The sequence below is a fragment of the Desulfovibrio fairfieldensis genome (genome assembly GCF_001553605.1).
In the GTDB taxonomy this organism is placed as follows: domain Bacteria; phylum Desulfobacterota; class Desulfovibrionia; order Desulfovibrionales; family Desulfovibrionaceae; genus Desulfovibrio; species Desulfovibrio fairfieldensis.
Genome location: NZ_CP014229.1, coordinates 785,516 through 804,994 on the forward strand (window position 1 = coordinate 785,516; position 19,479 = coordinate 804,994).

The 19,479-nt window shown below is 64.1% G+C and carries 16 protein-coding genes and 1 tRNA gene; 13 read left to right on the forward strand and 4 right to left on the reverse strand.

From position 1 onward, the window contains the following. Position 1: 1 nt before the first annotated feature. Positions 2-859: a DMT family transporter gene (locus AXF13_RS03415; RefSeq protein ID WP_062251651.1), complete on the reverse strand. Its 858-nt coding sequence runs from the start codon at positions 857-859 to the stop codon at positions 2-4. Positions 860-1,109: 250 nt separating this feature from the next. Here AXF13_RS03415 and AXF13_RS03420 point away from each other — a divergent pair, with 250 nt between their 5' ends. After that, positions 1,110-1,688 carry a hypothetical protein gene (locus AXF13_RS03420; RefSeq protein ID WP_062251652.1) on the forward strand — a complete coding sequence of 193 codons (579 nt, stop codon included), beginning with the start codon at positions 1,110-1,112 and terminating at the stop codon, positions 1,686-1,688. Positions 1,689-1,766: 78 nt separating this feature from the next. Here AXF13_RS03420 and AXF13_RS03425 read toward each other — a convergent pair whose 3' ends face one another. Both AXF13_RS03425 and AXF13_RS03430 read right to left on the reverse strand, forming a co-directional pair. Next, positions 1,767-3,332: a polysaccharide biosynthesis/export family protein gene (locus AXF13_RS03425; RefSeq protein ID WP_062251653.1), complete on the reverse strand. Its 1,566-nt coding sequence runs from the start codon at positions 3,330-3,332 to the stop codon at positions 1,767-1,769. Positions 3,333-3,533: 201 nt separating this feature from the next. Then, entirely contained in the window at positions 3,534-3,932 is a 399-nt protein-coding gene (locus AXF13_RS03430) for a DVU3141 family protein (RefSeq protein ID WP_062251654.1), read from the reverse strand. Positions 3,933-4,396: 464 nt separating this feature from the next. On the opposite strand from AXF13_RS03430, the gene AXF13_RS03435 reads away from it, so the two are divergent. The 10 genes from AXF13_RS03435 (at position 4,397) to AXF13_RS03480 (ending at position 16,839) form a co-directional block, all read left to right on the forward strand. Next, positions 4,397-5,422 carry a molybdopterin-binding protein gene (locus AXF13_RS03435; protein ID WP_335339377.1) on the forward strand — a complete coding sequence of 342 codons (1,026 nt, stop codon included), beginning with the start codon at positions 4,397-4,399 and terminating at the stop codon, positions 5,420-5,422. A gap of 59 nt (positions 5,423-5,481) precedes the next feature. Further along, a complete protein-coding gene (locus AXF13_RS03440; protein ID WP_062251656.1) occupies positions 5,482-8,205 on the forward strand; it encodes a molybdopterin-dependent aldehyde oxidoreductase in 2,724 nt (907 codons plus the stop codon). 358 nt (positions 8,206-8,563) lie between these two features. Then, entirely contained in the window at positions 8,564-11,029 is a 2,466-nt protein-coding gene (locus tag AXF13_RS03445; protein ID WP_062251657.1) for a pyridine nucleotide-disulfide oxidoreductase/dicluster-binding protein, read from the forward strand. After that, positions 11,026-11,241: a DVU_1557 family redox protein gene (locus AXF13_RS03450; protein ID WP_062251658.1), complete on the forward strand. Its 216-nt coding sequence runs from the start codon at positions 11,026-11,028 to the stop codon at positions 11,239-11,241. The genes AXF13_RS03445 and AXF13_RS03450 overlap by 4 nt, the downstream gene beginning before the upstream one ends. After that, positions 11,238-11,960, forward strand: a complete 723-nt coding sequence (trsM, locus tag AXF13_RS03455; RefSeq protein WP_062251659.1) for a DVU_1556 family methyltransferase — start codon at positions 11,238-11,240, stop codon at positions 11,958-11,960. The genes AXF13_RS03450 and trsM overlap by 4 nt, the downstream gene beginning before the upstream one ends. Then, complete coding sequence (locus AXF13_RS03460; protein ID WP_062251660.1) at positions 11,957-12,442, forward strand: DVU_1555 family C-GCAxxG-C-C protein; 486 nt, start codon at positions 11,957-11,959, stop codon at positions 12,440-12,442. The genes trsM and AXF13_RS03460 overlap by 4 nt, the downstream gene beginning before the upstream one ends. Continuing rightward, positions 12,439-13,881 (forward strand): radical SAM (seleno)protein TrsS, encoded by a 1,443-nt coding sequence (gene trsS / locus AXF13_RS03465; RefSeq protein ID WP_062251661.1) that lies wholly within the window; start codon positions 12,439-12,441, stop codon positions 13,879-13,881. The genes AXF13_RS03460 and trsS overlap by 4 nt, the downstream gene beginning before the upstream one ends. Further along, entirely contained in the window at positions 13,872-15,026 is a 1,155-nt protein-coding gene (locus AXF13_RS03470) for a DVU_1553 family AMP-dependent CoA ligase (protein WP_083521935.1), read from the forward strand. The genes trsS and AXF13_RS03470 overlap by 10 nt, the downstream gene beginning before the upstream one ends. Further along, complete coding sequence (locus AXF13_RS03475) at positions 15,023-16,258, forward strand: DVU_1551 family NTP transferase (RefSeq protein ID WP_062251663.1); 1,236 nt, start codon at positions 15,023-15,025, stop codon at positions 16,256-16,258. Before AXF13_RS03470 ends, AXF13_RS03475 begins: the two co-directional genes overlap by 4 nt. 65 nt (positions 16,259-16,323) lie before the next feature. After that, positions 16,324-16,839 carry a histidine phosphatase family protein gene (locus AXF13_RS03480; RefSeq protein ID WP_236887153.1) on the forward strand — a complete coding sequence of 172 codons (516 nt, stop codon included), beginning with the start codon at positions 16,324-16,326 and terminating at the stop codon, positions 16,837-16,839. A 13-nt stretch (positions 16,840-16,852) separates the two neighbouring features. On the opposite strand, the gene AXF13_RS03485 is transcribed toward AXF13_RS03480, so the two are convergent. Then, positions 16,853-17,413: a hypothetical protein gene (locus AXF13_RS03485; RefSeq protein WP_062251665.1), complete on the reverse strand. Its 561-nt coding sequence runs from the start codon at positions 17,411-17,413 to the stop codon at positions 16,853-16,855. A gap of 403 nt (positions 17,414-17,816) precedes the next feature. Between AXF13_RS03485 and AXF13_RS03490 the strand changes: the two genes are divergently transcribed. After that, a tRNA-Leu gene (locus AXF13_RS03490) sits at positions 17,817-17,903 on the forward strand. Positions 17,904-18,180: 277 nt separating this feature from the next. Continuing rightward, positions 18,181-19,389: a tyrosine-type recombinase/integrase gene (locus AXF13_RS03495; RefSeq protein WP_062251666.1), complete on the forward strand. Its 1,209-nt coding sequence runs from the start codon at positions 18,181-18,183 to the stop codon at positions 19,387-19,389. Positions 19,390-19,479 lie beyond the last annotated feature (90 nt).

Genomic DNA, 19,479 nt, shown 5'->3' on the forward strand with positions numbered 1-19,479 from the left:
GTCAGCTCCGGCCGCGTTGAAACAATGCCAGCCCGGCCAGAATCACGGCCCCGCCCGCGAAGGTCTCCGGTCCGGGCATCTCAGCCAGAACGGCATAGCCCAGCAAAAAGGAAAAGAGCGGGGTCAGAAACATATAGGCGGCCACAGTGCCGGTGCTTTTCGCCAGGGCCAGCGCTTTGGCCCAAAGCAGATAGGCCAGGGCGCTGGGGAAAAGCCCCAGAAAGACGACCGCGCAACTGTGCGTCCAGGGCGCGAGGCAGAATCGGCGCACGGCCTCGGGCGCGAAAGGGCTGAGCGTCAGCGCGGCGCAGACGAAGCTCCAGGCGGTCAGCGTCAGCGTGCCGCAGCGCCCGGCATAGCGCCGTTGCAGCAGATTGTAGCCGCTGATGCAGACGGCTGCTCCCAGAGTCCAGAAAATCCCGTCATTGAGGGAAAGCGTTCCGTCCCAGAGCGTAAGGATCAGGACCCCGGCAAAGGCCAGAGCCAGAGCGAGCCAGCCCGAGGGACGCAGCCTTTCCCGCAGCAGCCCGGCCGCCATGACCGCCGTGATCAGGGGCGCGGTGGAGATCAGAACGCAGCTCGTGGCGGCGGTCAGGCCAGCCTGTCCCGTGTTGAACAGCCAGAGATACAGGGAAAAGCCCAGAATGCCGGAAAGCAGGAATATGGGCCAGTCCCTCGCGGCAGGCTTTGCGCGCCGCGCGGCCAGGCAGAGCAGGGCAAGGGCGGCCACGGCGCACCGCAGAAAGCCGAGAGTCGCGGGCGTGAACGAAGCCAGTGCCACCTTGGTGAAGACATACGCCGAGGACCAGAGCACGACGGCGCAGAGCGCGTAACAATGGCTGCAATAACGGGCGGACATGGCATCTCCTTTTGAAGGATATGCTATGCGCCGCCCCGGCGGCCCGCTTGGATAAAATTGCGCTCCGGCTGCGGTGGGAAGCGGATATTCGTTTTTCTGCCGGGCGGTGAGGAAAAGCGCGTTTTTCCACCGGGGAGCAGCCGTTGCTCTAAAGTTTACGGCCGGAAGAGCGATATTATGAACAGGGGCGTTGGGACATTCCGCGTTCCACCCGTTGCGGCGCGGGAGAGGCGGAGTAGAGGAGGTCTGTATGGGCGTGGACGGCATCAATGTCATGGCCGGAAATTTTGTTTCCGACGACAGGCAGGAGTCCAAATACAGCAAGGCACGGCAGGTTGCCGCCGAGGCGCGCGGTCAGATGGCCAACCGCCAGAACAGCGTGCTTCTCGCGGGCATGGCGGCCTGTACGGCTGCTGATCCCAATGGCGCGAGTATGAGCCGCAGGGTCCTTGAGGGACAAAAAGCCGCCCGCCGGATGCAGTTGGACATGCGGCAGAACGTGGCTGAAAAGTCTCAGGATACTCTGGATGAGATCAAAAAACGCCTGGAAGAAAAGACCGAGGAAATCCTGAACGGTTCGGACGAGCGGAAGGCTGCTGAGGAACAGGACGCGTCTGCCGCCGTAACGCCTGATGCGACTGCCAAGCCCGCGCAAGGGCGTACCGACGGCGGGGCGCGGCCGATTGCAACCACGGCATTCGATACCGGCGGCGCGGAGAGCACTGCCGCCGTTGCCGGGGAATCCCCGGCGGCAGCGCCGGTCGAGGCTGCCGGAACCTCCGCGACTCAAGCCGGTGCGCTGCCCGGAGCCCTTGACCTGACGGTGTAAGTTTTTTTCTTTTATAACTGCAACGGCGCGCGCTCTTCACCGGAAGAGCGCGCGCCGTTTTGTTCGTCAAATGGAAGATTATTGCAGGAACGGCAGGCCGAGCACCGCGCCGGTGGACACAGCCACCTGCATGAGCACCTGGGAAATGTCCTTGACGGCCTGCATATTCTTGGATTCCACCTTGGGAAGCACCAGGATCTGGTCGCCGGAGCGGATGGCGTCGCCGTTCTGGGAAACCGAGCCGTTCTGGTGCATGACCAGCACATGATCCCGGTCGGCCCGATTGCTGTAGCCGCCCGCGCCCTTGATGTAATCCCGGAGATCCTTGTCCTCGTTCCAGAGCATGGCCTGGGGCACCATGACCTCGCCGCTGACCAGCACCACGTCGCTCTTGCCGGGGATCACGATGACGTCGCCGTCCTCCAGCACCAGCTTGCCGCTGTCCGCGCCGTTGTCCAGCACCACCACGCCCTCGGGCTCCACGCTCTTGGCCCGTTCCACGAATTTGGCGATCATCTCCGCTTCCTTGGCCCGAATCTGTGATTCCTCGGAGCTGGAGGACGAGGCCGTGAGCGCGGTTTCCTCCAGGCGGCGCAGGGAGTCGGCAATGGCTTTCTTCTGCCGGGCGGCCACGCTTTTGCGCTTGATGTACATGGCCTTGATATTGGCCCGCCCCGGCTCCACGGCGATGAAGTTCTGCACGTCCTTGAGGCGCGCGCCCCGGCGCACCGGAAAACGCGACGTGCCGCGCACCGCGCCCTGAACTTCGATCATCATGGTGTTGCCCGTGGCGTCGGCCATGAACTGCACGCGGTCGCCGTCCTCCAGGTTGAGATGGCGCAATTCCTTAAGCGGCAGATAGGTGCTGTAGGGCGCGCCGTTGCGCGTGCCGTTGAGGGCGACGTGCGAGGCCCGGCGTTCAGGTTCGGCCAGTTCCATGAGCGCCGCGCCCGTGGCCCGGCCCTTGAGAAACTCAAAACGCGCGGCGTTGCGCACCGCGCCTGTGGCCGTGACCGTCGGGCCCTTGTCGCCCACCACCAGGGTGTCGCCTTCCTGCAGGCGCACGGAGGGCAGCTCGCCCCGGCGCGCAAAGGGATAGAGGTCCAGGCTGTTGATGGTCTTGCCGTCGCGGATCAGGTTCACGGCCCGGTAACTGCCGCGCACCGGATCAATGCCTCCGGCCTTGTCCAGAAAGCTGAGCACAGGATCATTGGGCGAGCCCGCGTAACGGCCAGGCTTGGCCACGCCGCCGGTCACGAAAATGGAAACGGGCCGGGCGTCCAGCGGAGCCACATAAACCTGGGTATCGGCATGGCCGGTGGCCGCCAGCTTGCTGCGCAGATCGTCCACCAGCTTGTCGTGGGCCAGTCCCGCCACGGGCAGGGGGCCCACTTCCGGCAGGTCGATGCGGCCCTGCGCGTCCACAGTGAAGGTGCCGTCCACATTCAGGCCGCCGCCCCAGAGGCGCAGCACCACGCGGTCGCCGGGAGCCACCGCGCCGTTTTCCTGGCTTTTGGCGAAATTACCCTGAAAAAGATTGGCCCCGTAGGGCAGCACGCTGTCGGAGGCCCGGGCGGACGGGCCCGTCCCGCAGACAAGGCCGACACAAAGGAGAACGAGAACAAAGCGGAATGATTTGAGCATGGTTGTGATCACGCCTTGTGTTGATCCGGGCCGCGCGGCGTGAACGCGGCGCAGAGCTGTATTGCGCATAGCCTGAAAGGGTGATTTTTGTTTTCCGGCAAGGAAGAAGGCGATTGCGGCTCAGGAATAGCACTCTTTGGTACAGGCCTGGGCCGCAATCGCCTTCTGACGCAGTCCAGAAGGCAAAAGGCGTCCTTTCAGTCAGGGAGTGTCGATGCCCTGTCCCCAAACCCTCGGCGCCATCCGCCACTGCCCCTCGCCGTCCCGGCAGATGACCACCACCTCGGCCTCTTTCTGCCCGGCCAGCACGGTGGCACGTTTGCATTCCTCGCCCTTGGCCGAGGTAAAACCGTCGTCCAGGGTGACACGGACGCTCTTGCCGAAGGCCGGGTCGTCCAGCGTGGTGGATTCCCCGGCGGAGGCGGAAATCAGATAGGCTTCCACCGGGCCGGGCTGATATGCCGGGGGCGGTGGCGGATCGGAGAAAAGGCCGCAACCGGCCAGGAGAAAACCCGCGGGCAGGGCCAGAGCCAGAATCCGGGCAAAAACCGACATGGAAGGCCGCCGAGGCCGGGACGGACGACAAAAGAATCTGTTCATGGCAAGTTCTCCGGCTTGCGGCCCGGCTTGCGACAAGACGCCGTGCCGTACGCCGTGCCGCCAAGGGGCGTGCAGCGTGTTTTTCTGCTTCCTCTTGCAGGAAAAAGGACTCCTGTCAATTCCCGCCCTCATCCGTTGTCCTGCGCGGGAAAAAGGTGATCCCCCGCGCTCCCGTCTTTCGCCAATAGTCACGTTTTCAGTGAAAAGAGAGAAAATAGATAGAAAAAAGTATTATAAGACAGCCTGTTAAAATGTCCACGATTTGTAAATGCCTATTTTTTATTTTGCATATTATGGCGGGATTGGTAATATGTTGATAAAAGCATAGTTCAGAAATATGCACAACTTCAATGAGATTGCCTTCGCAACACCCCGGCGACGCGGGAAATATTTGTAAAAAACCATTGGGACGGCAACTGTCTCATATCTAAGGCTTTGGAGACGCCATGTCGAAACCGGCGGCCATGAAAACCATTGATGTGCGCGATGCCGTGGGCAGCGTGCTTTGTCACGACATCACCCGCATCGTGCCGGGGCAGAGCAAGGGGCCGGTCTTCCGCAAAGGCCATGTGGTGCGGGAAGAAGACATTCCCGTACTGCTGGAAGTGGGCAAGGAGCACCTCTTCGTGTTCGAACCCCAGCCGGGCATGGTGCATGAAAACGAGGCGGCGGCCCGCATTGCCGCGGTCACGGCCGGGGCCAACATCCTGCTCAGCGAGCCCAAGGAAGGGCGGATCAATTTTTCCGCCGCCTGTGACGGCCTGCTGCGGGTGGACGTGGCCGCGCTCAGCCGCATCAACAGCCTGGGCGAAATCACCCTGGCAACGCTGCACAGCTTGCAAAGAGTGGACAAGGGCCGGGACGTGGCGGGCACCCGCGTGGTGCCGCTGCTCATTGACGACGAAAAGCTGCGCGCCCTTGAGGGCATGGTCGGTTCTCCGGTGGTGGAGGTGCTGCCCCTGCGCCGTTTCCAGGTGGGCATGGTCACCACGGGCAGCGAAGTGTTTTACGGGCGTATTCAGGACGGCTTCGGTCCGGTGCTGCGCAAAAAATTCGCGGGCCTGGGCAGCAGCGTCATGGGCCAGACCCTGACCAGCGACGACGTGGAGATGACCGCGTCGGCCATTGCCGCCTTTCTGCAACAGGGCGCGGACATGGTGGTGGTCACCGGCGGCATGTCGGTGGACCCTGACGACCGCACCCCGGCGGCCATCCGCGCGGCGGGCGCGGAGGTGGTCAGCTACGGCGCGCCGGTTTATCCCGGGGCCATGTTCCTGCTGGCCTATGCCCGCACGCCCAAGGGCCGCGTGCCGGTGCTGGGCCTGCCGGGCTGCGTCATGTACCACAAGGCGAGCATCTTCGATCTGCTGGTGCCGCGCCTGCTGGCCGGGCTTGACGTGACGGCGGAAGACGTGGCCGTGCTGGGACACGGCGGCTTCTGTTCCGCCTGTCCGGAGTGCCGCTATCCCGTCTGTCCTTTCGGCAAATGAAGTCCGGGGCGGATTGGCCGCTTCGGCACGGATATCCATACATTACCAAGGAGTCGCACATGGAAACAAAAACGCTTGTGGTCAATGGCATTCCCAGACGATTGCTGGTCAACCCCGACGACACCCTGGTTGACGTGCTGCGCGGGCAGTTGCAGTTGACCAGCGTCAAGGTGGGCTGCGGCAAGGGCCAGTGCGGCGCCTGTACCGTGATTCTGGACGGCAAGGTGGTGCGCTCCTGCATCACCAAAATGCGCCGTGTGCCGGAAAACGCCGCCGTTACCACTCTGGAGGGCATCGGTACGCCCACCTGCCTGCATCCGTTGCAGCATTCCTGGATTTTCCACGGCGCGGCCCAGTGCGGTTTCTGCACGCCGGGCTTTATCGTGTCGGCCAAGGGGCTGCTGGATGAAAATCCCAATCCCAGCCGGGAGGATGTGCGCGACTGGTTCCAGAAACACCACAATATCTGCCGCTGCACCGGCTACAAACCGCTGGTGGACGCGGTCATGGACGCGGCGGCCGTGATGCGCGGCGAAAAAACTCTGGAGGACATCCAGTTCAAGATGCCCGCCGACGGCCGCATCTGGGGTTCGCGCCTGCCCCGGCCCAGCGCCGTGGCCAAGGTCACGGGCGTGGCGGAATTCGGCGCCGACGCCGCCTACCGCATGCCGCCCGACACCCTGCATCTGGCCCTGGCCCAGGCCAAGGTTTCCCATGCCATCATCAAGGGCATCGACACCTCGGAAGCCGAAAAGATGCCCGGCGTGTATCGCGTGCTGACCCATAAGGACGTCAAGGGCAAAAACCGCATCACCGGCCTGATCACCTTCCCCACCAACAAGGGCGACGGCTGGGAACGGCCTATTCTTAATGATACCAAGGTATTCCAGTACGGCGACGCCCTGGCCATCGTCTGCGCCGACAGCGAGGCCAATGCCCGCGCCGCGGCGGAGAAGGTTAAATTCGACCTGGAGCTGTTGCCCGAATACATGAGCGCGCCCGAAGCCATGGCCCCGGACGCCATTGAAATCCATCCCGGCACGCCCAACGTCTATTACGACCAGAATGAAGCCAAGGGCGGGGAGACCCAGCCTTTCTTCGACGACCCCGGCAACGTGGTGGCGGAAGGCAGCTTCTATACCCAGCGCCAGCCCCATCTGCCCATTGAGCCGGACGTGGGCTATGCGTATATCAATGATCAGGGCCAGGTGGTCATCCACTCCAAATCCGTGGGCATTCATCTGCACGCTCTGATGATCGCGCCCGGCCTGGGCCTGGAATTCCCCAAGGATCTGGTCATGGTGCAGAACACCACGGGCGGCACCTTCGGTTACAAGTTCAGCCCCACCATGGAAGCCCTGCTGGGCGTGGCCGTCATGGCCACGGGCCGTCCCTGCCATCTGCGCTACAACTATGAACAACAGCAGCAGTACACCGGCAAGCGCTCGCCTTTCTGGACCACCATGCGCTTTGCCGCCAACAAGCAGGGCAAAATCCTGGCCATGGAAACGGACTGGTCCGTGGACCACGGCCCGTATTCGGAATTCGGCGACCTGCTGACCCTGCGCGGCGCGCAGTACATCGGCGCGGGCTACGGCATCCCCAACATCCGGGGCAAAGGCCGCACGGTCTGCACCAACCACTGCTGGGGCGCGGCCTTCCGCGGCTACGGCGCGCCGGAAAGCGAATTCCCCTCCGAAGTGCTCATGGACATGCTGGCCGAGAAGCTGGGCATGGATCCCTTTGAGCTGCGCGCCCTCAACTGCTACAAGGAAGGCGACACCACGCCCACGGGCCAGACCCCCGAAGTCATGAGCCTGCCGGAGATGTTCGACATCATGCGGCCCAAGTATGAAGCCGCCAAGAAACGCGCCAAGGATCTTTCCACCCCCGAAGTCAAACGCGGCGTGGGCGTGGCTCTGGGCGTGTACGGCGCGGGCCTGGACGGCCCGGACACCTCCGAGGCCTGGGTGGAACTCAATGAGGACGGCGGCGTGACCGTGGGCTCCTCCTGGGAGGATCACGGCCAGGGCGCGGATTCCGGCGCTCTGGGCACGGCGCATGAAGCCCTGCGTCCGATGCGCATCCCGGCGGAGAAAATCCGCCTGGTCATGAACGACACCAGCAAAACTCCCAACTCCGGCCCGGCCGGTGGTTCGCGCTCGCAGGTGGTCACGGGCAACGCCATTCGCGTGGCCTGCGAAATGCTCATGGAGGGCATGCGCAAACCCGCCGGCGGCTTCCTGGACTACGCGGGCATGAAGGCCGAAGGCCGTCCGCTGCGCTATGACGGCAAGTGGTCCGCCCCGGCCAAGGACTGCGACGCCAACGGCCAGGGCAGCCCCTTTGCCTGCTATATGTACGGTCTGTTCATGGCCGAAGTGGCCGTGGAAAAGGCTACCGGCAAAACTCAGGTGGAAAAGCTCACCTGCGTGGCCGATATCGGCGAACTCTGCAACCAGTTGATCGTGGACGGCCAGATTTACGGCGGCCTGGCCCAGGGCGTGGGCCTGGCCCTGTCCGAGGATTATGAGGACATCAAGAAGCAGAGCACCATGGTCGGCGCGGGCATTCCTTCCATCCAGATGATTCCCGACGAAATGGAAATCGTCTATGTGAAGACTCCGCGCAAGGACGGCCCGCACGGCGCGTCGGGCGTGGGCGAAATGCCCCTCACCGCGCCGCACCCGGCCATCATCAACGCCATCTACAATGCCTGCGGCGCGCGCATCACGCACCTGCCCGCCTATCCGGAAAAGGTGCTGGAGGCCATGCCCAAGTAAGACAATCCGCAAACAGGGGGGAGGGCAACCTCCCCCCGAGCGTTGACAAAGTCAACACGACCAAAAATCAGAAGCAGGTCACGGCTTTGCCGTGCCGTTAAGCGACTGATTTTTGTGCCTTTCCGCCCGGCGAGTTTTCCTGAAAACGAGCCGATGGCGGCGCAAATACCGCGTAAGCGGGGTTTGTCGTCAGTCTGGGGGAGGGCAACCTCCCCCTTGTTCGTTTATTCGTTGTGGACCGCGCGGCGGGGATTTGCGTGTAAGTCCCCGCCGTGCCATACTTGCGAACAGGTTCCGCCCCGCGCCGGGAGTCTCCCGCGCGTGAAATTTCCAATGTCCACATACTGAGGCCGGGAAAATGGATCAGACCCGTCTGCACGAAATCGAGGCCCGCTGTACCCAGGAGAGCCCGCCGCATTGTCAGGCGGCCTGCCCCTTCAATCTGGATGTGCGGGCCTTCATGGCCCGGATGGCCGAAGGCCGCCCGGCGGAAGCCCGGAAAATTTTGGAGCGCCATCTGCCTTTGCCGGGTATTCTGGCCCGGATTTGCGATCATCCTTGTGAAAACGTCTGCCTGCGGCTGGACCTGGGCGGCAGCCTGGCCATCCACGCCTTGGAGCATGCCTGCGTGTATGCCGTGGGCACGCAGAGCCGTCCTCTGCCCATGCCGCGCAAAAAATTCAGCTTGGCCGTGCTGGGCGCGGGCCTGGCGGGCCTGGCGGCGGCCTGGGATCTTTCGCGCAAGGGCTACCCGGTGACGGTTTTTTATCAGGGCGACGCGCAAAGCGTTCTGCTGGAACAGTACCCGGCCTTGCGCCCGGACCGTGAGGATGATCCCCTGGCCGGCGACTGGGAACTGCTGGGCCGCCAGAAGGTGACGTTCAGCCCCGCCGCGCTGGACGAAGATTGTCTGGCTCGGGTGGCGGCGGAGTTCGACGGCGTGCTCATAGACGCGGGCGCGGCCCCGGGCCTGGCTCCAAATTTTGCCCCGGCGGAGGATACGCCCGGCGGCATGGACGCTGTGGATGGCATGAACGGCGTGGACGCGCTGACCCTGTACTGGCGCGATAATATCTGTTGCGCCGGTTGGCTCAGCCGGACGCCCACGGGACACGTCTATGCCTCGGCTTCGGCGCAGGCCGGGCAGGGGCGCCGCGCCGCCCAGACCCTGGAACGGCTGGTGGGCAAGGTGTCGCTGACGGCGGCGCGTGAAAAGGTGCAGGGCCCCTTGCACACGCCCCTGGACGGCATCGCCTCCCTGGCGCGGGTGGAGCCCTCCGGCCCGGTCTATACCACGGAAGAAGCGGCCCTGGAGGCCGGGCGCTGCCTGCAGTGCCAGTGCCTGATCTGCGTGCGGGAATGCGTCTATCTGCAGAAATACAAAGGCTACCCGCGCGTCTACGCCCGCCAGATCCACAATAACGCCTCCATCGTCAAGGGCCTGCACACGGCCAATGCCCTGGTCAACGGCTGCGCGCTCTGCGGGCAGTGCGAGGAATTGTGCCCGGAAAATTTCTCCATGGCCGAGCTCTGCCTGGCGGCGCGCGAGGATATGGTACAGCGCGATTTCATGCCGCCCTCGGCCCACGAATTCGCCCTGGAGGACATGGAAAATGCCTCCGGTCCGGAATGCGCCCTGACTTTGCCGGATGTAGCGCTGCCCGAGGGCGCATGCGCGTCCTGGCTGTTCTTTCCCGGCTGTCAGCTGGCCGCCTCGCGCGGAGGGCAGACTGCGGCGCTGTATGCCTTTTTGCGCGCGGCCCTGCCTTACCGGGACGGGGGGGGCGGCGTGTCCCTGCTGCTTTCCTGTTGCGGCATCCCGGCGCGCTGGGCCGGTCGCGAGGCTTTGTTCAAGGAGCACACTGCGGAAATCCGAAAAGAGTGGGAAGTTCTGGGGCGGCCCCGGATCATGGCGGCCTGCTCTTCCTGTCTGAGCGCCCTGCGTCTGGCTCTGCCCGAGGCGCGGCCCGTATCCGTCTGGGAAGTGCTGAACGGCCTGCCTCTGCCGCCGGAACACGTGGACGGACTGGCGAAGGACCGGGCCGAAGCCGCATTGCCCAAGGTCTTTTCCATTCATGATCCCTGCACGGCCCGTTGGGATGGGGCCTGGCTGGAAGCCGTGCGCGGTTTGGCCCGGAAATGCGGCGCGCGCCTTGAGGAACCGCGCCTGACCGGCGCGACCACGGCCTGCTGCGGTTACGGCGGCCTGGTCTGGTGCGCGCAGCCCGAGCTGGCCCAAGCCGTGAGCGAACACCGTGCCGCCGAGCTGCCGTATCCGGCCTTGGCCTCCTGCATCATGTGCCGGGACCGGTTGGTGGCGGACGGCAAAGAATGCTGGCATTTGCTGGACCTGCTTTTCCCGGCCTCTGATGGGGGAGAAAGCGCCGGGAGAGGAACCCGCAGAGGGCCCGGCCTGTCGGCGCGCCGGGCTAACCGGGCGGCCCTGCGCCGCCGTCTGCTGCGCGACTATCTGGGCGAAAACCTTCCGGAACCGGCCCCCGGCGCGCTGCATGTGCCGCCGGACTTGCTGGCCCGCCTGGAAGAGAAGCACATTCTGCTCTTGGACGTGGAAGAGGCCGTGGCCGGGGTGGAGGCCTGCGGACAATACTTTGAAAATCAGGAAAACGGGCACCGGTTGGGCTCCTGGCGGCCCCGTCAGGTGACCTTTTGGGTGGAATACGGCCGGGAGAACGGCGAGCTTGTTCTGTACGACGCCTGGTGCCACCGCATGCGCGTGCCTGGTTCCGGTGGGCCCGGTGGTCCCGGCGGCTCCGACGCGGGGGACGGCCGGGATTGCTGTGAGCAGGGAGGTGCAAGCGCATGACCATGGGACCCAGTTATCCGCCGGACGGCGGCCAATGGCGGTGCGGCCGTTGTGGCTGCCCGCTGGAGCAGGGCAAAGTGCAGGTCTTTTATCTGAACAGCGCTTTTGACGTCTTTCTGCCGCGTTGCCCGCAGTGCGGGCTGACCATGGTGCCCAAATCCCTGGCCGAGGGTAAAATGCTGGAAGTGGAAACGCTGCTGGAAGACAAGTGAAGCCTCTCTGGGAACAGGAAGATTTTCAGCGCGTGGCGGGCGAGATCTGGCGGCCGGGTGGTCCGGAGCTGACCCGGCGCGCTCTGGAACTGGCCGCGCGCCGATGCGGCCTTGCGCCGGGCGCGCGTCTGCTGGACCTGGGCTGTGGTCCGGGCGCAAGCCTGGAACTGCTGGCCGGGCTGGGCTACCGCCCTCTGGGGCTGGACAGGCGCACGCATGCGGCCTGGGCGAAGCGGGCAGCCGGAGCGGAGCGCAGCCCAGCCGTGATTTTTCTGCAAGGGGATGCCGCTTGCCCGCCCCTGGCCGACAACAGCGTGGACGGCGTGCTCAGCGAATGCGTACTCTCCCTCCTGCCTGACCCTTTGGACGCGTTGCGCGGCTGCCGTCGGACCTTGCGACCCGGCGGCGCGTTGCTGCTGAGCGATCTTTTCCGACATGGAGACATGCTGGAGGAGGGAGGCGCGAGCCTGGCTCCCCCGGAATCCGGCTGTCTGGCCGGGGCACGTTCGCGTGCCGTCTGGGAGGGCCTGCTTGTCCGGGCCGGTTTTGTACCGCGTTGTTTTGAGGACCACAGCCGGGCGCTGGTCGAAATGGCGGCACGGCTGCTCTGGTATGGAGCCGACGCCGCGCCCGAATGGCTGCGCGGCGGCTGCGCCTGCGGCGGTAGGCGCGGGGCTGTCGGCTACGGCCTGTGGATAGCGCAAAAGGAGGGCTCATGAATCCTCTCATGCTGGAATTGTTGCCCATGGTCCGCCAGGGTTATTGTTGCAGCCAGTTGCTGATCTTGCTCATGTTGCAGGCGCGCGACCAGCAGAATCCTGATCTGGTGCGCGCCATGCAAGGGCTCTGCCACGGCATCGGCCAGTCGGACGGCCCCTGCGGCCTGCTGACGGGCGGAGCCTGCGCCCTGGCTCTGGCCGCGGGCAAAGGTACGGACGACGAGACGGCCCATCCCATGCTCACGCCTCTGCTCAATGAGTACGCCACCTGGTTTTACGAGCGCGTGAATCCTTACGGCGGCATCAGTTGCGGCAGTATCGCCACGGGCCTGGGAGCCGCTTCCGGCGGGGCAGTAACAGACGCGACGCCCGATCCCGTGGCCTGCGGCGATCTGCTGGCCGAATGCTGGGAAAAAATTCTGGAACTGGCCCAGAATTATGAGCTGGATCTGACCGCCGTCCGGACGGGGCCGATGCCGTGATTCTGCGCCGCACGCAAAGCCTGTGCCCCATCTGTCTGCGCCGTATTGAGGCCGTGTACGAGCGCCCGGAAACGGCGGGGACGGAGAAGGGCGTCTTTTTGCGCAAAACCTGCCCGGAACATGGCGTGTTCAGCGTGCCGGCCTGGCTTGCGCTTGAGCCTGTTGATGCACAGGGCGTCGTACCCGGCGTTGTGAATGCGCCGCCTTTCGAGTCCTGGTCGCGGCCCAAAAGTCCCTCCTACCCGGAGGAGCCCCGTACCGCTGTGGCGCGGGGCTGCCCCTTTGACTGCGGGCTCTGCCCCCTGCACGCCCAGCACACTTGCACCGGCCTGGTGGAAGTGACCATGCGTTGCGATCTGGCCTGTCCGGTTTGCTATGCCGGAGCGGGCAGCGCAGAGGAGGCCCCGCCGCCCGATCCTCCCTTGGCCGCGCTGGCCGCGCAACTGGACAGTCTGAAAACGGCCTCCGGGGCCTGCAATGTGCAGATTTCCGGCGGGGAGCCCACCATTCGCGAGGATTTGCCCGCCATAGTGACGCTGGCGCGGGAGCGCGGCTTCGGCTTGGTGCAGCTCAATACCAACGGCCTGCGTCTGGGGCGGGACGCGGGCTACGCCGCCCGGCTGCGGGCCGCGGGTCTGGATTCCGTGTACCTGCAATGGGACGGCGTGCGCGAAGCCGTGTTCGAGACCATGCGCGGCAGAGCCTGCCTGAACCTGAAGCGCCTGGCCGTGGAGGCCTGCGCCGCCGCCGGCCTGGGCGTGGTGCTGGTGGCCACCTTGGCCCGCCACGTCAACGACGGTGAAGTGGGGGACTTGCTCCGCCTGGCTCTGGCATTGGGGCCTGCGGTGCGCGGCGTGCATTTTCAGCCCGTGTCCTCGTTCGGCCGTTATCCCTGGGCCTTGAGCAATGCGCCCCGGCTGACCCTGCCCGAAGTTATGGCCGCGCTGGTGCGGCAGGCGCCGGAACTGGTCCGGATGGAGCATTTCCACCCGCCGGGCTGCGAGCATGCGCTCTGTTCCTTCAGCGCGGCCTACCGCCGCACAGGCGTTGAGGGCGCGGAGCTGGAGTGGCTGCCTCAGGCCGGGCAGTCCTGTTGCTCTCCCGTGCCGCCTCCGGCGGCGGAAGGCGCGCGCAAGGCCAGGCAGTTTGTGGCTCTGCATTGGAAGGGAGCCGAACGGATACCGGCGGCGGACACGCCGGGCGGCGCGGCGCTTCCGGAACGTGCCGATGATTTCAGCCGCTTTCTGAACCGGGCCGGAGCGGAGCGGCGTTTCACCGTTTCGGCCATGGCCTTTCAGGACGCCTACAGTCTGGATCTGGAGCGGGTGCGCGGCTGCTGCATCCATGTGGTCCAGGCGGACGGGCGGCTGGTGCCTTTCTGCCTGCACAATCTCACGGCCCGCGACGGCGCTCGTCTTTATAGCGGGGCATGGGCGTGAGCCGGGGGCGCTGTACCGTCCCTTGTCCTCACCCCATGGACCGCTGGCTGGCCCAGGCCTGCGGCGCGGAAAGCATGGCGGCGCTTCCGACACGGCTGCGCGCGGCGCGGATCGAAGCCCTGAACCGTATTCTGCGCCATGCCGCGCGGCACAGCGCCTTTTACGCCCGGCATCTGGCCGGTTGCGATCTGGGGATGCGCGAACCCGAGGATCTGGCCCGTCTGCCGTTCACCACAGCCGCCCATCTGCGTGACTGGCGGGATTTTTGCTGTGTGTCGCAGGGCGACGTGCAGCGCATGGTCAGCCTGCAAACTTCGGGCACTACGGGCGCGCCCAAGCGCCTGGCCTTTACGGAGCGCGATCTGGCCCGCACCCGCGACTTTTTCCAGGTGGGCATGGGGCAACTTGTGCGGGCGGGCCAAGGCCTGGCCGTGTTTTTGCCGGGGGCGGAGCGCCCCGACGGCGTGGCGGATCTGCTGCGGAGAGCCTTGGGCCCCTCGGGCGTTCTGGTGGAGGGGCTGCCCTCTGCTATAGCCGTTGACATGACCCCCGCCGGGGATGCCGCGCGTGCGCACTGGCTGACGGAGCACCGGCCCCAGGCCCTGGTGGCCTCGCCCGCGCAGTTGGAAGGTCTGTTGCGCAGCTTTCCGCGGGCCGCGCCGCCGGACCTGCGCGGAGTGCTTTCCAGCACGGACCGGCTTGACCCGGACCAGAAGCAACGGCTGCGCGCGGCCTGGAACTGCGAACTGCTGGATCACTACGGCCTGACGGAGAGCGGCTTCGGCTGCGCCGTGGAATGCCCGGCCCACGACGGCTATCATTTGCGGGCCCTGGACGCCCTGCTGGAAGTGGTGGACCCGCGCGACGGGCGGCCGCTGCCCTGGGGAGAAACGGGCGAAGTGGTGCTGACCACGCTCAACCGCGAGGCCATGCCGCTGATCCGGTACCGTACCGGCGACATTGCGAGTTTGCTGCCGGGACCCTGTCGTTGCGGCAGCCCCTTGCCGCGTCTGGGGCCGCTGCTGGGGCGGCTGGATACGGACGCGGGGCAGACATTGCGCGTGGTCCATCCGGCCAAGGGCAGCGGCGCATCATGGGCGAAACAGCTGGATGCGGCGCGTTTTCCTGAAGGAGTGGGATTGTGAAGGCATGCGCCATTCTGCTGGCGGCGGGCCGGGCCTCCCGCATGGGAGCGGTGAAGGCCCTGTTGCCTTTGCCTCTTTTGTCCGGCGGCGCGCCGTGTTCCGCCTTGGAGGGGCTAGCCCGCTGTTATCGCGGCGCGGGTGTGGAAGACATTCTACTGGTCAGCGGTTTCCATGCGGCGGAGGTGGAGGCGGCGGCGCGCGGACTGGGACTGGCCGTCGTCCGCAATCCCCGGCCGGAAGAGGGCATGTTCTCCTCCGCCTGCGCCGGGCTGCGCGCCGTGCCTGAGGACTGCGCCGTCTGTTTCGTGCATCCGGTGGACGTGCCTCTGGTCCGCTCTCTGACCCTGGCGGCGCTGCTGGACGCGGCGGCAAGTGAATCTCAGCACGGATCATCTTCCGTACTGATTCCCACCTATGAGGGCAAGGAAGGCCATCCGCCGCTGCTGCCCTCTGTGTACCGGGAGCACATCCTGGCCCATGAGCGGCAAGGGGGCGAGGGCGGCCTGCGGTCTGCACTGGCCGGACTTCCCCGACGGTATGTGCCGGTGGCGGATTCCTTTATTCTAGAAGATATGGACTGCCCTGAGGATTACGCCCGCCTGAGGACGCTGGCCGCGTTGCGGGAGGCGCTGTGGCCCGCCGAGGCCTGGAATCTGCTGCGCCTGTGCCGCGTTCCTGAGCGCGGCTTGCGCCATGCTTGCGCCGTGGGCGCCGTGGCGGCTGCCTTGGCTCAGGTTCTGCGTGAGAGCAGGGCGGAGCGGGAATGGGCCGGGACCGGGCCGGATCCCGAGCTGGCGCGCGCCGGAGGGCTGTTGCACGATGTCTGCAAGGGCCTGCCGGAGCATGAAAAGGCCGGGGGCCGCTTCCTGGCGGAGCTGGGCCTGCCCGTGGCCGCAGCTTTGGTGGCGGATCATCGTGATCTGAGCGTACCCGACGCCGCGCCGCTGACTGAGCGCGAACTGGTCTATCTGGCGGACAAGTATTGTCACGGCCGGGAGTTTGTGCCGCTGGAACTGCGTTTCGGCCAGAAGCTGGATCTGTATGCCGCCGATCCCGCCGCCTGTGCGGCCATCCGGGGCCGTCTGGGGCGTGCCCGGGCCCTGGAGGCGCGTCTGGCCCGTGAAATGGGGCGGCCCCCGGCGGATATTGCCCGGCAGGCCCTTGAGGCCCTGCTCAAGGCCAAAGGCGGGGAGCCGGAAGCCGAACCGAACAGTAGCAGAGGCGATACGTGACGGCGGAGCGGGGCCTCTGGCTCGTGCGTCACGGCGCATTGCCGCCTAACCCGGAACGGCGTTTCGTGGGTGCGCGTGATTTGCCGCTGAGCAAAGCCGGGCGCGCCCAGGTTCGGGCCCTGGCTGTGGACCTTGCGCCGGTGCTGGCCGACCCGCGCCTTGTTGCTCTGTTGAGTTCGGATTTGTCCCGTTGCCGGGAAACGGCGGCTATCCTTGCCGCCGCTGCCGGGCGGCCCCTGCTTGTGCATGCGGACGCGGATCTGCGCGAAATCAGTCTGGGAGCCTGGGAAGGGCTGACGCCCGCGGAGGTGGAGCGGGCCTTTCCCGGTCAGTACGCCTTGCGCGGTCGGGATTTCGCTCATTTCAGCCCGCCCGGCGGCGAAAGTTTCGTCTGGGTGCAGCAACGGTCCCTGGCGGCTCTGGAACGCTGGCGGGCGCGCTATCCCGAGGGGCTTCTGCTCCTGGCCGGGCATGCCGGGCTGAACAGATGCCTTCTGGCCCGCTATCTGGCCTTGCCCTTGGCCGATCTTATGCGCATTCCGCAGGGCTATGCCAGCCGGACATTCCTGCCCGGCTGGTAAGCCTGCCCCGCATTCAATTCAGGCGCAGTTCCACGCCGTTTTCGTCAAAAAGCGTGATATCCAGCGAGATATAGTCGTCCGCCAGAGTCCGGAGCGGAAGCTCCAGGGAGATGTGGCGCAGATCCGCCAGGTTGAAGCCGCTCAGCCAGCGGGCGGCCTCCAGGCCCAGGTCGGCCAGGCGGTCCAGCGGCGTGAAGATCACGGCCGGGCAAGTCTTATAGAGATAGAGGCCGCCGTTGGCCGGCACCAGCGGGAACAGCCCACAGGCCACGGGCCGCTGTGTGCGCATGAGGCGGCAGCCGTGGTCCGTGTCGGACTTGCAGCCCCTGGCGTCCAGATAGGCTGTATCCGCGTTGAGCAGGTAGAAATCATCGCTGAGGTTGGGGCGGAGCTGCCCCGGCAGCAGGGCCATGGGGAAGGGGGCGTTTGAGTCCTGCGGGCCACAGCAGTAGCGGCAGTCGCGGCAATAGCCGTTTTGCAGCCAGTCGCCGCGCCAACGCAACGGACGGCGGCGGGGAAAGAGCGCCCGCCAGAGTTCAAGATAGTGCCAGAAACCTTTTTGCAGTTTTTGCATAAGATGTCCTTTAGAGCATTTTGCGCTTGAAATTATCGCTTAACGGCGAAGTAAATTCGCCTTGCGATAATTTCGCGGTGCGGCTTTCCACGGAAAACCCGCACAGAGTGTTGAGATATTTTTAATATCAAAACGCTCTAGAAAATAAAAATGAGAGCTATCCGCGCGAAGATGCACGGTTTGTATCTATCTTCCCCTATCCCCAAGATGCGAACTCTGTCAAACGCGATAGAGGTTGCCGTTTGCAGTGGAGCGCCGTTCGCTTTCATGCACGCCGCCGAATTTCTTCCGTACTTTGCAATTTGGCGGCCCGTAAGGATTTTCGGCAGTTATGGAAATTTTTTTGCCTGATTTGAAAAAAATACTTGCCAGCCGGTGTCGCTTAGGCTAAATACATTTTCGCGCCGAAGTGGTGGAATTGGTAGACACGCTAGGTTCAGGGTCTAGTTCTCGCAAGGGAGTGGGAGTTCGAGTCTCCCCTTCGGCACCAACTATGCTTCCTAAAGCATCCTAAAAGGCCGGAATAACTGAATAAAATCAGGATTCCGGCCTTTCTGATTTTCCCATACCAACCCAGGGCTACCTTGCCCATACTGGTTTTTTCTTGGTATCTCTGTTGGTACCAGCGTTTTTTGGCCCCCAGAACGCTGAGCGCAATACCAACAATGCCCATTTGCCCTACGCTTCCCATACTTTCCCGGCAATAGTGGCTGGTATTTTTCGTGGAATTTCGACGCAAATACCAACAGCTTTCAGGAGATACCAACATGAAGCTTTCCGACACTACTCTCCGTAATACAAAGGCCAAATCTGCCATCCAGAAGCTGTCCGATGGCGGAGGACTCTATCTGCACATCGCGCCCACCGGCGGCAAGCTCTGGCGGATGGCCTACCGGTTTAACGGCAAGCAAAAGACGCTCAGCTTTGGAGCCTACCCGGCCGTTTCACTCAAGGATGCACGCAAACTGCGCGATGAAGCCAAGGAACTCCTGGCCAAGGGAATAGATCCCATGGAGCACAAGCGGGAGGTCAAAGCTGAAGCCATTGCCGCTGAAAAGGAACAGTCGGAAAATTTTGAGTTGATTGCACGCGAATGGTTCGAGCGTTATGCCCCTGGACTTTCACCGAAACACGCCCAAAAACTTTTGAGCTTTCTGGAAAAGCGGCTCTTTCCCGCCATTGGCGCCATGCCGGTCAGGCAAATTGAACCGTCACATCTGCTGGATGCCGTTCGCCCGGCCGAATTGGCGGGGCACATTGAAACCGCGCACAAGCTCATGCAGCTTTGCGGCCAAGTGATGCGCTATGCCCGAATCACCGGCAGAGTGAAATATGACGTGGCTTCCGGGCTGACTGAAGCAATGATGAAACCCAAGGTCACGCACTTCGCGGCCATAGTCAAACCCAAAGAAATCGGCCAATTACTGAGGGATATTGATGCGTACAGGGGACATTTCTCGGTCCACTACTGCCTGAAAATCCTTCCCTATGTTTTCACCCGGCCGTCCGAACTTCGCCTCGCCCAATGGACGGAATTTGATTTTGACAGCAATATCTGGACTATCCCGGCCGAGCGCATGAAAATGCGCCAGCCGCATGTGGTACCCCTGGCCACGCAGGTTCTGAAGATGCTTCAGGAACTCTCCATGTATTCAGGCAACACGCAGTATCTTTTCCCCAGCATCCAGGCGAAATCTTCCGTTATCAGCGATGCAGGCCCCCTGGCGGCTTTGCGCCGTCTTGGGTATGACAAGGGCGATATGACCCTGCACGGCTTTCGGGCCATGGCCAGCACGAACCTGAACGAGCTCGGCCACCGGGCTGATGTCATCGAGGTTCAGCTTGCCCACCGGGAGCCGGACTCCGTGCGACTGGCCTATAACCGGGCGCAATACATGGATGAACGCAAAAAAATGATGCAGAGCTGGGCAGATTACCTCGACGAGCTGAAGGGTGCGAAAACCAGTGGGTGCTAGAAAAAAATAATTATTTTCAGTGTGTTAATATAAACATCGTCTAAAATGCAGTCACAATGCATTTTGGACGAAGAGAGGGACGGCAAGAAC

Bases quoted from the DNA above. Each gene is read 5' to 3' on its own strand.
- AXF13_RS03425 (WP_062251653.1), bottom strand. From the start codon at position 3,332: ATGCTCAAATCATTCCGCTTTGTTCTCGTTCTCCTTTGTGTCGGCCTT.
- AXF13_RS03415 (WP_062251651.1), bottom strand. From the start codon at position 859: ATGTCCGCCCGTTATTGCAGCCATTGTTACGCGCTCTGCGCCGTCGTG.
- AXF13_RS03460 (WP_062251660.1), top strand. From the start codon at position 11,957: ATGAATCCTCTCATGCTGGAATTGTTGCCCATGGTCCGCCAGGGTTAT.
- AXF13_RS03435 (WP_335339377.1), top strand. From the start codon at position 4,397: ATGAAAACCATTGATGTGCGCGATGCCGTGGGCAGCGTGCTTTGTCAC.
- AXF13_RS03445 (WP_062251657.1), top strand. From the start codon at position 8,564: ATGGATCAGACCCGTCTGCACGAAATCGAGGCCCGCTGTACCCAGGAG.
- AXF13_RS03440 (WP_062251656.1), top strand. From the start codon at position 5,482: ATGGAAACAAAAACGCTTGTGGTCAATGGCATTCCCAGACGATTGCTG.
- AXF13_RS03450 (WP_062251658.1), top strand. From the start codon at position 11,026: ATGACCATGGGACCCAGTTATCCGCCGGACGGCGGCCAATGGCGGTGC.
- AXF13_RS03495 (WP_062251666.1), top strand. From the start codon at position 18,181: ATGAAGCTTTCCGACACTACTCTCCGTAATACAAAGGCCAAATCTGCC.
- AXF13_RS03430 (WP_062251654.1), bottom strand. From the start codon at position 3,932: ATGAACAGATTCTTTTGTCGTCCGTCCCGGCCTCGGCGGCCTTCCATG.
- AXF13_RS03485 (WP_062251665.1), bottom strand. From the start codon at position 17,413: ATGCAAAAACTGCAAAAAGGTTTCTGGCACTATCTTGAACTCTGGCGG.
- AXF13_RS03470 (WP_083521935.1), top strand. From the start codon at position 13,872: ATGGGCGTGAGCCGGGGGCGCTGTACCGTCCCTTGTCCTCACCCCATG.
- AXF13_RS03420 (WP_062251652.1), top strand. From the start codon at position 1,110: ATGGGCGTGGACGGCATCAATGTCATGGCCGGAAATTTTGTTTCCGAC.